Here is a 12227-nt window from a genome sequence, read left to right on the forward strand (position 1 = left end):
CAATCGTCAGACACAATTCCTAAAACAGAACAGCATCTCTGGAGAATACTATGAGCAGACCAGAACCAAAGAACGGTGAGATATTCAAGCATTTCAAAGACAACTACTACCACATCATCTGTGTTGGTCATCATTCAGAGACTGAAGAGCGAATGGTCGTATATGAGAGAATCTCAAAGGACGATTACCTTATGGATAAATCAGTAAATCCTGTAATGGAGCCATGCATCAGACCTTTGGACATGTTCATGTCTGAAGTTGATCATGTGAAATATCCTGATGTAAAACAGAAATATCGCTTTGAGAGAATATAGACGTACTGAAGAGAGTTTACGATTCCAATTAGGATTTGTCGGGGAAGCCCTTTGTATTGAAAAAACGATGCTTCCAGACAAAAAAAGGCTCTTCAGTTTGAAGAGCCAGAATATGGAAACATTGTTATTTTTTCTTTTTCAGAATTCTAAAATCGTATGACTTTAAAGTAACTGCTCCTGTTAACTTCTGACCTGAAAGCAGATCATCATATGACTCTTTTAAAGTTACATCAGCTGACTTATCAGAATAGTTTCCTATGAACAGATACTCTGTATCAGCGTTATATCTGGTATGACAAGTTACAGCAAAAGGAAGACTCTCGATTGGAGATTCTACTCTGCAGTCTCCTAAAATCTTGCTTAACAGTTTATCGAGATAGCTGTATTCAATTCTGCTTGCTACATAGTAGGCATTGCCATTTCCAAAACTGTTTACAGTTACCGCTGCATAATCCTTAAAGAAATCACTATTAAATGTACCTAATACCTTAGTATCCCCATGAGGGTGAATCAGAGCACATAGATGAGTTGCATCAAACTCTTCTGCTCCAACTTTAACTTTAACTGTTTCATCATCTTCAAGGCATTCAATTTCTTCATCCCAGATACCTAGAACTTCACTTAAAGGACCAGGGAAACCTCCTAGGAATGTTAAGTCATTATCATCAACGATTCCTGACCAGAATGAAGAAACATATGTTCCGCCATTACGAACAAACTCGGTTACTCTCTTGGCATAATCACCACGAATCATATAGGTCATTGGTGCAATTACCAGTTTGTAGTTATCTAAAGGACAGGTTTCGTCGATTACATCGACGTTGATACCATGTTTCCATAGTACCTTGTAGTAATCCTGAACAACCTCAAGATACTTCTTACCAACGTTACGAGGTCCCATAGCGTCATCAATTGCCCACCAATTCTGGGTATCAAACACTACAGCAACTTTGGCATCAACACGGGAACCAGCGATTTCTCCAAGTTTCTCAAGAATAGAGCCAAGCTCACATACTTCCTTTCCTACTCGAGTATTAAGATGACCTACGTGATCAACTACAGCTCCATGGAATTTTTCTGATGCCCCCCTGCTCTTTCGCCACTGGAAATACTGTATGTTATCAGCACCGTGGGCTAAAGCCTGCAGGGAAGACAGTTTATGCATTCCTGGCTTCTTAAGTTTTGAGGTATCACGCCAGTTGGTCAGGCTTGGAGTTGACTCCATAAGCACAAAAGGCTGTCCACCTTTTAGTGATCTCATCAGATCATGATTCATAGCTGTATACAGAGGAGTCTGTTCCTGATCCTTAAATACATGCCACTGAGGATATGAATCCCATGAAACAAAATCGAGAATCTTTGCAAATTCAAAGTAATCATAATCATAGAAATATTCCATGAAATTCGTGGTTACAGGAAGATCAGCTCTAACACTTTTCACGGTATCAATTTCATGTTTACAGAAATCCATACACAACTCAGTATTAAAACGAGCCCAGTCAAGATTTAACGCATGAACAGCATTTTCACCTATGGAAGATGGAGACTCAATTTCACTCCAATCTGTGTATACATGAGACCAGAATACAGACCAGTAGGATTTATTAAGATTATCCAGTGTCTTATATTTATTTTTCATCCAAATTCTAAAGTTCTTCTGACATAATTCACAATGACAGCTGCCAGAGAATTCATTTGAAATATGCCATCCGATAACAGCAGGATGATTAGCGTATCTCTGAGCTAGTTTTAAATCTATATCATGAACCTTCTGACGGTATACTGGTGAAGAACTGCAGTGGTTATGTCTGCCTCCGTGTAACGCTCTTACACGATTTTCCCAGACACGCAGTACCTCTGGATATTTTTTTGACATCCAGGTTGGTCTTGCACCACTTGGAGTTGCAAGAAATACCTTAATTCCATTCTCATTTAGCTTATCAAGAATTTTATCAAGCCACTCGAAATTGTAACGACCTTCCTCCGGCTCAAGCATTGACCAGGAAAAAATGCCTACAGACATGATATTGCAGTGAGCCTGTTTCATCATCTCTATATCTTTTTCAAGAATTTCCGGTGAATCAAGCCACTGCTCTGGATTATAGTCACATCCATGGAAAATCTTATGCTGTTTGAATAAAGGATCGAATTTCATTTTTATTCCCATTTGTTATGATGTTATGAAATTTTTTTAAGTTAATTTCTAATACAAAGTAAGTTAACTCTATACGTAAACATAATTAGTTGTTGAAGACCTTAATTGAAGGCAGTACTTTTCCTGTTTTATCAAATAGGGCCTGATTCTCTCGAGCATTACCCTGCTGACAGTCTGCACCGCACTTTATGTAGGCCATACCTGCAGGACTTGCCCAGCTTATTCCAGGAGCTGTCTTCCATGCAGCTTCCCAGTAGAAGAATCCGGTTCCGCCTGCTTTATCAACGTTCTCCATCAAATCTTTTAAATACTGATACTGACCGTTAACAGAAGCTTCGTATCCAGATTTTTTTACACCTTCAGCATCAATATCCTGAGCCAGAGAATCATCACTTTCCAGAGTATATGGGTAGCTTCCCTCTACAACCATTACCTCTTTGCCATACTGGTTCTTAACCCATTTGATATTGTCTGTCAGAGCTGAAATTGGACCATCCCACCAGGTGTACATGGACATACCAATTACATCAAAATCTACATCTCTCTTGGTTATTTCATCGAACCACCATTTAAAAGCGCCGTTATCAGGCCCCTTTGCAAGATGCAGCATGATTTTTGAATCAGAACCAACAGCTTCCTTTACACCTTTAATTGCAGATTTTAAAAGCAGGCTTAAGCGATCAAACTCATGACCATCCCCTCCCCAGCTCTTGCCGTCAGGCCAGAGAATTCCAGAATTAACTTCGTTGCCAATTTGGACCATTTCTGGAGTTAAGCCAGCATCCTTAAAAGTGGTCATAACATCCTTTGAATACTTATAAATGGCATCGTTAAGTTCTTCAAAAGACAAGTTCTCCCAGGACTTAGGCTTAAACTGTTTACCAGGATCAGTCCAGAAATCTGAATAATGGAAGTCTAGCAGCACCTTCATGCCAAGCTTTTTGGCTCTGCGAACAAGCTCAAGATCTGTAGCAAGATCATTGTTACCAGCACCGTATACATTTCCGTTCTGATCTTTTGGATCGACCCAGAGTCTTACACGGATATAGTTAATACCATTATCACGAAGGATCTTTAAACAATCCTCAGCCTCACCCTTCTCATTTCTGTAGACAAAACCAGCCTGCTCCATTTCAATCAGAGTTGAAATATCTGCACCTTTGATGAAGTCTTTTGAAAGGTCAGCCTTTTGGAATGAAGATGATGTATGAGATAACATCTGTTCATTGTTGGTCTGAGTCATTTCACAACCGCACATTAGACAGGCAATAACAGCCGTAGTCAAAACCTTGGTTTTGATATTTTTCATATGATTATTTCCTTAAATATGTTTGTTTGAAGAGTAACTGTCTAGTTTTATGTTTAACCCTTTGAACCACCCGCAGTCAGACCTGATACAAAGAACTTCTGTAACCACAGGAATAGTAAGGCAACCGGTACAGAAATTAGTACCGCACCTGCAGCATAGGTGGTATAACTTGCGCCCATCTTCATGGAAACAAGGTTATAGAGGCCAATTGGTAAGGTGAATTGATCTGGAGTTCTTAAAATAGTTGTAGATAAAATGAAGTCGCCTAAAGGACCTGTAAATGAAAACAGTGCAATTACAGCAATAATTGGCTTGGATAAAGGCATAATTATTTCAATGAAAATTCTGAAATGACCTGCACCATCCATTCTTGCAGATTCATCAAGATCACGAGGAATAGCATCAATGTAGCCTTTCATCAGATATGTATTCATTGGAATCATGCCACCAACATAAATCAGAACCAATGCAAGATGACTGTTAACAAGACCTAACATCTGAGATAGAACAAAGATTGCAATCAGAGCAGAGAACTGAGGAATCATCTGCAGCAGAAGAAACAGGATAAGTCCATTCTTTCTTCCAACGAAACGGAATCTTGAAAAAGAGTAAGCGGTAAAACTTACAAAAATCAGAGTCAGAATCATTGTGAAAAAACTGATCTTCATGGAATTTAAATACCAGGTTACATAGTCAACCTTGCCATTGAACAGATCTGCGTAATGCTCAAATGAAATATTCTTTGGAATGATTGAAGAACTCATCAGGCTGTTACCAGGATTTAACGAGGCTCCAACAGTCCAGACTAAAGGGTATAGGATCAGAAGGCTTACAAAACCTACCAGAAGCCAGGTTAAAGTTAGTCGAATCTGATTCTGACGCTTAATACTTCTTTTCTTATTCATAATCTTTCCCCTATTACCTCATTTCGTCATTCTTAAAGGCACTTGAGCGTCTGAACTGCCATAAAGCGACACCAACCACGAATATTGAAAGAAGGATGGTAATTGCGGCTGCTACAGAGTACTGAGATGAACTCATTGTCAGCTTGTAAATCCATGACACCAGAATGTCAGTACCACCAGCATTTGAACCTGGTACTGCAGGACCACCGTTGTTGAATAGGTAAATAATATTGAAGTTGTTAAAGTTAAAGGTGTACTGAGTAATGATGATTGGTGCAATTGAATACAGTACCAGCGGTAGAGTTATAGTTCTGAATTTTGTATATGAACTTGCTCCATCCATAGTTGCCGCTTCATATAGATCCTCAGGAATTGCCTGAAGAACACCTGTTGTCATTGCAAAGACAAATGGGAATCCAAGCCAGGTCTGCATTAAGATTAAAGCAGTCTTTGTCCAGAAAGGATCGGTCAGCCATGCTTTAGGCTCAATACCAAGCATAGGCAGAATGGTGTTGTTGATTACACCGAAAGAATCATTAAACATACCTGCAAACACAAGAATAGTTACGAATCCAGGTACCGCCCAAGGCAGAATAAAGATTGTTCTGATGATTCCCTTATATTTAAGATCCTTCTGGTTTACAACGATAGCCAGCATAACACCGACAGCACACTGCAGAGTTGTTGCAAGAACAGTCCATACTACAGTCCACTGCAGTACATCAAAGAATGTTGATCTCCATAGTTTTAATGCAAAGATGTTTTCAAAAACCTTTAAACCAACCCACTGAACAAGTTTTGCTGGAGGTGCGTTATAAAGATTGTAATTGGTAAACGCAATTGCAAAACCGAAAATGATTGGGAAGATTACTACGAAAACCAGAATGATAAAGCCAGGAGCAATCATCAGATAAGGAAAACCGTTATCAAGCAGATTCTTGTACTGTCGTCTCAATGTATACAGCTGGCGACCTTCATCACGAACTTTACCGCAGACATAGCCGTCATGAAGGGCAACTCCCCACATACATAAAGCTAATAACACCATTAGAACGGTGATGATTCCTTCTGCCAGCAGGAATATGGAGTTATCTCTTGGAAGCACTTCGCCAAGGGTAACAAGTCCCCATAGACCGTGAGTAATCAGATCCTTACTGCAGCTGAAAAAACTTACAAGAAAAACAAAAAAGATAAGCCCTTTGACAATCTGTCTGTTATAAAACTGACCGCCACCAGGGAAAATTCCACAGATTAGAGCTGTAATGGCGTGATTTGTTTTTATATTCATTATCATTGATGGAGTTGTTCCTACAGATTCCACTTTAATCACCCTTCCTTTTAAGAGGGGATTTCTCCCCTCTTTTATAATTTGCTTTTACATTCCAGAACGGAAAGCTTCAATCTGGTTGTTAATATGCTCAGTAGCACCTTCTAATGCTGATTTAACATCCTGCTTGTCTGTCACGATTAGCTGTAAAGCTGCATCAATAGGTCCCCAGACTTCAGACATTTCTGGAATAGAAGGCATAGGCTCAGCACGTGAAGCTTGCACTGCAATTGCAGAAGCAATTGGATTCTCCTTGAATTTAGGATCGTTCATAACTTCCTTTACAGGAGGAATTTCCATGGTTTTCTCAAAACGGATTGCAGCATATTTAGGCTGATTGATATAGTTGATGAATTTCTCTGCCAGTTCCTTATCCTTAGACCAGGTTGAGACAACATAGCCTTTTACGCCCATAAATGAACTCATTGGCTGACCATTTGGCAGCTTAGGTAGAGGAACAACACCGAAGTTGATTCCTGCCTTCTGATATGGCTCTACAGCCCATGGTCCATTGATAACAGCAGCAGCCTTTTTCTCTGTAAACAGAGAGTCAATTGCGTTTACACCGTTCTCACCGATAATACCGGTTGGGAATAAGCCATCCTTATAGAATTTCTTTATGTATGTCATTCCTTCAACAGCACCGGCATTTGATAAACCTACATCTGTTGCGTCATAGTCTCCGCTATCATTTCTCTTGAATACATATGCGCCATAAGGTTTGATTGCACCATATACGTAATAGGTAGAATCAAATTTAGCAAGTAAGCCATAATTACCGTCTTTGGTATGCTCTTTTGAATATGTGTAGTAATCCTCAAGATTCTCAAAAGGCTCTTTAATAAGGTCTTTGTTGTAGAACATGGCAATTGTTTCAACAACTTTAGGTGCACCGTATACATTACCGTTGGTTGTAAAAGCAGATAAAGAAGATTCTGTGTATATTTCCTTGTTTAGTTTATTTAGAGGAGAGATTAGATTCTGTACTACAGCAGCTCCAAGCTGATCATGAGGAATAACCATCACATCAGGACCGATACCTGCAGGTCCATCCAGGCGTAGTTTTTCAATCTGTGTTGTATAAGGCATTTCCTGAATCTTTACATCAACATCGAACTCTTTTTCAAAATCAGCTACAGCCTGTTCAATACCTTTAGATTTTTGAATATCTTCCCATACGCTTAATTCTGTTTTGGCATTAGCCATACCTGCAGAAATAATCATGGCTACAGAAAAAGCCAGTTTTGTAATATTTCTCATTGATATCTCCTTTATGTTTTGTGAACGTTATACAAATATATTAACAGATTGAAAACTAAAGATTTTATGCATTAACAGTGTTATTCTTTCTGTATGTTGTTTTGTATAGTATTGCACATTTAAAAAGAATGGATACAAGATTTGTTTAAAAAGATGTATTTTTTTGGGATAACCATCACACAAATGTATATTTTTGCACACAACAACTAGTCATTTATGTATATTTACAAACAACAAATGTTACGAATGATACATATCATACATTTTAAATGTTTAAATACATACATTTTATATGTAATGTATATTCAAAAGTTTTACATATAATGTGAGTTGTCATAGTATATGTTAAATATATCTTGTTGATATACAAACAACATCGGAGATTATTAATGGCCAGTATCGAATTAAGAAATGTAACAAAAGCTTACGGCAAGGTTGTTACATTAAAGAATATAAACCTGCGTATTGAAGACGGTGAACTTGCTGTCTTCGTTGGACCCTCAGGCTGTGGAAAATCTACAATGCTCAGAATGATAGCTGGTCTTGAAGAAATTTCTGATGGAGAGCTGCTTATTGATAATGATGTTGTAAATGATGTAACTCCAGCAGATCGCGGTGTTGCAATGGTATTTCAGTCATATGCTCTATATCCTCATATGACCGTTGCCGAGAATATGTCTTACAGCCTGAAAATTCATAAAGTACCAAAAGATGTAATTAAATACGAAATTTCTAAGGTTGCAAAAGCTCTTCAGATAGAACATCTTCTTGACAGAAAACCAAAACAGCTCTCTGGAGGCCAGAGACAGCGTGTTGCTATTGGCCGAGCAATTGTAAGAAAACCAAAGGTCTTTACCTTTGATGAGCCTTTATCAAACCTTGATGCAGAACTTAGAGTTGAAATGCGACTTCATATCGCAAGAATGCATCATGATATGAAAACAACCATGGTATACGTTACACACGATCAGGTTGAAGCAATGACTCTTGCAGATAAGATTGTGGTTATGAACTTTGGTAAGGTTGAGCAGGTAGGATCTCCAATGGATCTTTACTACAATCCATGTAACAAATTTGTGGCCGGATTCATTGGCTCTCCTAAAATGAATTTTATTCCAACAGAGATAACCAAGGTTAATCAGAATTCAGTATGTGTGAAACTGGATGAAAACGACATTGAACTTCCAGCTTTAACTTCTAACCTGAAAGTAGGAGATAAGGTGACAGTTGGTATTCGACCTGAATATATAACAGTAGGTTCATTACAGAAAGCACTTGAAGCTTATGGTGGTGAGCCAGGATTTACAATGTCGTTTGATTCTGACGTCGTAGAAAGACTTGGTAACAATACATACATATACGGAACCTGCTGCGGTCAGGACAATTTTAAAGTTATTCTGCCTGGAGATGTTCATACAAAGCCACGTCAAACAACAACGGTATCAGCACTTATTAAAAATGTAATGCTCTTTGATGAAAACGATGAGCGTATTTATCCGAATTTAGAAGAAAAATCAAAGAATTCTTAGTTTACTCTAGTGTTTTGTTTGTATTAAGTTTTAGGGAGAGTCTGTCGGCTCTCCTTTCTTTACGCGTCTATGAATAACCTCTACTTAGAGAATCACGACATTGATTATCCAAGCAGAGGCCCTGCGACTATTTTTCAAGAAGATTTGCAGCTTCTCTTAAAGCTTTTACAAGATTCTTTACATTTGAATTGCGCAGATTGGTATTGGCAGTAGATTGTCTGATTACCAGCGTAGTTGGCAGAACAGATGAAGCTTTTGGCTCATTCTCATTGATTAGTTTAGAGATCGTAAGCTTGCACTGCATATCTCTGTCAAGATGAACGGAGGTTAGTGGAGGCAGATAAAAAGCACTGTCCTGATAGTCATCGTAGCCTATAACAGATACATCTTCCGGTACAGAAAGATTATTCTGACTTAGTGCGCTTATTGCGCCTAGTGCCATCTGATCGTTTGCAACAAGAATAGCAGTAAAATCGCGATTATCTCTGAGCATTTTTAGGGTGGCAAGATATCCACTCTGAGTTGACCAGTCTCCCCTCTCAAAACATACTTCCTCAAGATTGTTAATTCTAATGCCCTCTCTCCAGCATTTTAATCTTGATTCGGATGAAGAAATTCCTTCAGGGCCCGCAAGAATTGCAATTTTATGATGTCCAAGTTCTCTTAGGTGAGAAACAGAAAAAAGAGTTCCGTCAGCAGGGTTGAAGGTCACATTAAACACAGGACAGTAAGGATCGACATCAATAAAAATCAAAGTGACATCAGGGAATTCCTCTGTAAGCTTTATGGCATCACTTGAATCTACAGGCATATTGATTACAACTTTAGTAATTATCTGAGCCTTTAGTTCTAAAATCGCGTCAGAAATACTCTGATAATCGTTAGCAGATGCAAGAGTTAATGCAATATGATAACCAGCCTCCAGAGCATATTTTCTGCATAAAGACGATACTTCAGTGACTGCAACGGATGGAACAGAAGTATTTACTATTCCAATAACATTGCGATCCTTTTTTGCCAGCTGCTGAGCTAAAAGATTTGGCACATATTTTAACTCTGCAATTGCATTCTCAATTTTTTCCTTTGTGGAAGGAGATACATTACAAGAGTTGTTCAATACTCTTGAAACTGTCTGATACGAGACGCCAGCTTTTTTAGCCACATCCTGCATCGTTACTTTCTTGTTTTTATCTTCCATTTATTTGTTCTCTAAAATAGTAATTGTGGCCGTTATTATACATTACCCTGTTAATTTTTGACTAAATTAATACACATTGTGAGCAAATATATATTTGTTTCTTTTAAAACTGTTAACTAACTCATTAAAATTAAAGATTTATTTTTAGTACTCTTGTTTCATATCATGTATACAGTATTACAAAAATATGTATAATTAAATACAAAAAATATCTAAAAATTTTTGATTAAGATCATATTTTCCATTTATTTCATTTGCAGATTGATTTATTTAATATGAATATTATAACAAATGTGAGCGTTCACATTTTACTGAGTGTTTTAATACAGTCTTTTAAACAAACATCAAGTAACAATTTAATTATGAGAAAGTTTTCACTTATAGCAGCTGCTGTAATTTCCTCCGTTTACGCTGCATCAGCATTGGCAACTCCAACATTTGATTTCCACGGCTATTTCCGTTCAGGTTTAGGTCTTTCAAAAGATGGCTCTCAGACTTCATATCAGCTTAAGAATGTTGGTCGTCTGGGTAACGAAAAAGATACCTATGCAGAACTTGAGTTTGGTTCAGAATTATTCAAAAAGGGTGATTTAAGCTTTTATGTCGATTCAATGGTTTCTATGACCTCTGATGGAGCTAATGATGGCGAAACAACATCTAAGACAGATAAAGATAAGGCTGATTTTGGTTTAAGACAGTTAAATCTACAGATTAAAGGTTTACTTGATTTTGATAAAGATGCTGTATTGTGGGCAGGTAAGAGATATTATCAGAGACATGATATCCACATTATCGACTACAAATACTGGGATGTTAGCGGTTCAGGTGCCGGTTTGGAGTACCTGTCATTAGGACCAGGTAAACTTTCATTAGCATGGGTTCGTAAACAGTCAAATGATATTGACTACCGTTATGACGACATGGAAGATGCAAATAATGTTTGGGCTACCAAAAAGAGCGTTAATGTAAACTTCTTCGATGCTCGTTATGCGTTATCTCCTTGGGAAGGAGGCTGGGCAGAGTTTGGTGTAGACTATGCTGTTCCTCGTGGTACAACTAGATCTGAGAACAATGGCAGACCAGTTGTTATTGCAAAAGGTTATGATATTGATAACAGCTTAATGCTTACCGCCCTACTCTCACAGAAACATAATTATGGCTGGAATGAGACTGTTCTGCAGTTCTCCAACAAGGGTTTAGCTCACCACGCAGTAGACAGTGATGGTTCATGGTTTGATCACTGGAGTGACTGCAATAATGCAAAAGGATACAACATCATCGATCACGGTGACTTAGACTTCACAAAAGACTTCCACATGACCTATGTTGCTTCATATGGTTATGCAAAAGACTTAAGTGAAACCATCGACAACAAGAAACTGGCTAAGTTTGTTGTAAGACCTTGGTATCAGTTAACAGAGTACACAAAGGCTTATGTAGAGGCAGGTACTTACGTTCAGTCAACCAAATATTTATCTGGCGATAAGGATGTTGAGAGAGGTCACAAGCTAACCTTAGCATACGCAATTGCTCCTGATATTGGTTATAAGGCACGTCCAGAGCTGAGATTCTTTGTATCTTATTTACATGCAAGAGATTTCAACCCAGAACTGAAAAAAGGAATTCAGAGCTACGATGATACCAATAAGTACTACAAGAGAGACTACTGCATTGGTGTTCAAGCTGAAGCATGGTGGTAATCCACTCTCCTAGCAAATAATGACGATTTTCTTTTGATGGTGATATTTAAACAGTATCACCATTTTTCTTTTTTAAATAATGACAGATACACATATAACAGCCGATGACAAAATAACGGAAACCGCAGAAAACGAAGGATCCTGTACTTTGCAAAGTAGGTACAACATATTCTAATCAAATCTCACAAAAAATTTAAATAACAATCAGTTAGATATTTTTTTTAGTGCTATAATGTAGGTATTATATAGTTGTACCTACAAAGATATTTTATTATGAGTAAAATTGCTCCTCTACCAACAGTTTATTGTTGTAAATCAAAGAATAGAACCTATATTCGCACCTATAAGAACTCTCGTGTTGAAGGTAAAAATTATCCTGTTAAAACAGATATTCGTAATATTGCTGAAATTGCAAATGGTGAAGGTGTCGGAAGACTTATTTTCAGAGAGGATTTCTTAAAGGAGAATCCTAAGTTTATAGATAGACCTGTTGTTAGAGTCTTTGATGAGCATTCCAATAAATACGTGTT

Annotated in this window: 10 protein-coding genes; 4 read left to right on the forward strand and 6 right to left on the reverse strand. The window is 37.9% G+C overall.

Annotation, left to right across the window (positions count from 1 at the left end):
* The first annotated feature begins 50 nt into the window (after nt 1–50).
* Complete coding sequence (locus B5D46_RS06095; protein WP_078928704.1) at nt 51–314, forward strand: DUF1653 domain-containing protein; 264 nt, start codon at nt 51–53, stop codon at nt 312–314.
* A gap of 124 nt (nt 315–438) precedes the next feature.
* Here the strand turns inward: B5D46_RS06095 and B5D46_RS06100 are convergent, their stop codons facing one another.
* From B5D46_RS06100 to B5D46_RS06120, 5 genes are all read right to left on the reverse strand, one after another.
* Nucleotides 439–2469, reverse strand: coding sequence for a beta-galactosidase (locus B5D46_RS06100; protein ID WP_078928705.1), 2031 nt, complete (start codon nt 2467–2469; stop codon nt 439–441).
* A gap of 85 nt (nt 2470–2554) precedes the next feature.
* Nucleotides 2555–3778 (reverse strand): glycoside hydrolase family 53 protein, encoded by a 1224-nt coding sequence (locus tag B5D46_RS06105; RefSeq protein WP_078928706.1) that lies wholly within the window; start codon nt 3776–3778, stop codon nt 2555–2557.
* 53 nt (nt 3779–3831) lie between these two features.
* On the reverse strand, nt 3832–4683 hold the full coding sequence (locus B5D46_RS06110; RefSeq protein ID WP_078928707.1) for a sugar ABC transporter permease: 852 nt from the start codon (nt 4681–4683) through the stop codon (nt 3832–3834).
* Between the two features lie 13 nt (nt 4684–4696).
* On the reverse strand, nt 4697–6004 hold the full coding sequence (locus B5D46_RS06115) for a carbohydrate ABC transporter permease (RefSeq protein WP_327192110.1): 1308 nt from the start codon (nt 6002–6004) through the stop codon (nt 4697–4699).
* 54 nt (nt 6005–6058) lie between these two features.
* Nucleotides 6059–7270: an extracellular solute-binding protein gene (locus B5D46_RS06120; RefSeq protein ID WP_078928708.1), complete on the reverse strand. Its 1212-nt coding sequence runs from the start codon at nt 7268–7270 to the stop codon at nt 6059–6061.
* A 389-nt stretch (nt 7271–7659) separates the two neighbouring features.
* Here B5D46_RS06120 and B5D46_RS06125 point away from each other — a divergent pair, with 389 nt between their 5' ends.
* Nucleotides 7660–8799 (forward strand): ABC transporter ATP-binding protein, encoded by a 1140-nt coding sequence (locus B5D46_RS06125; RefSeq protein WP_078928709.1) that lies wholly within the window; start codon nt 7660–7662, stop codon nt 8797–8799.
* A 127-nt stretch (nt 8800–8926) separates the two neighbouring features.
* Here B5D46_RS06125 and B5D46_RS06130 read toward each other — a convergent pair whose 3' ends face one another.
* The gene (locus tag B5D46_RS06130; RefSeq protein WP_078928710.1) at nt 8927–9997 is read right to left on the reverse strand and encodes a LacI family DNA-binding transcriptional regulator; all 1071 of its coding nucleotides are present in this window, start codon (nt 9995–9997) and stop codon (nt 8927–8929) included.
* Between the two features lie 362 nt (nt 9998–10359).
* On the opposite strand from B5D46_RS06130, the gene B5D46_RS06135 reads away from it, so the two are divergent.
* Both B5D46_RS06135 and B5D46_RS06140 read left to right on the forward strand, forming a co-directional pair.
* Nucleotides 10360–11697, forward strand: coding sequence for a carbohydrate porin (locus B5D46_RS06135; protein ID WP_159443037.1), 1338 nt, complete (start codon nt 10360–10362; stop codon nt 11695–11697).
* A 273-nt stretch (nt 11698–11970) separates the two neighbouring features.
* The coding region (locus B5D46_RS06140; protein ID WP_143675615.1) for a hypothetical protein at nt 11971–12227 on the forward strand (257 nt) is incomplete at its 3' end.

Source organism: Succinivibrio dextrinosolvens DSM 3072, assembly GCF_900167015.1.
GTDB lineage: Bacteria > Pseudomonadota > Gammaproteobacteria > Enterobacterales > Succinivibrionaceae > Succinivibrio > Succinivibrio dextrinosolvens.

What these genes read in the sequence shown, in the direction of transcription:
- B5D46_RS06100 (WP_078928705.1), bottom strand. Translation starts at nt 2,469, where the DNA reads ATGAAATTCGATCCTTTATTCAAACAGCATAAGATTTTCCATGGATGT.
- B5D46_RS06130 (WP_078928710.1), bottom strand. Translation starts at nt 9,997, where the DNA reads ATGGAAGATAAAAACAAGAAAGTAACGATGCAGGATGTGGCTAAAAAA.
- B5D46_RS06120 (WP_078928708.1), bottom strand. Translation starts at nt 7,270, where the DNA reads ATGAGAAATATTACAAAACTGGCTTTTTCTGTAGCCATGATTATTTCT.
- B5D46_RS06125 (WP_078928709.1), top strand. Translation starts at nt 7,660, where the DNA reads ATGGCCAGTATCGAATTAAGAAATGTAACAAAAGCTTACGGCAAGGTT.
- B5D46_RS06110 (WP_078928707.1), bottom strand. Translation starts at nt 4,683, where the DNA reads ATGAATAAGAAAAGAAGTATTAAGCGTCAGAATCAGATTCGACTAACT.
- B5D46_RS06135 (WP_159443037.1), top strand. Translation starts at nt 10,360, where the DNA reads ATGAGAAAGTTTTCACTTATAGCAGCTGCTGTAATTTCCTCCGTTTAC.
- B5D46_RS06105 (WP_078928706.1), bottom strand. Translation starts at nt 3,778, where the DNA reads ATGAAAAATATCAAAACCAAGGTTTTGACTACGGCTGTTATTGCCTGT.
- B5D46_RS06095 (WP_078928704.1), top strand. Translation starts at nt 51, where the DNA reads ATGAGCAGACCAGAACCAAAGAACGGTGAGATATTCAAGCATTTCAAA.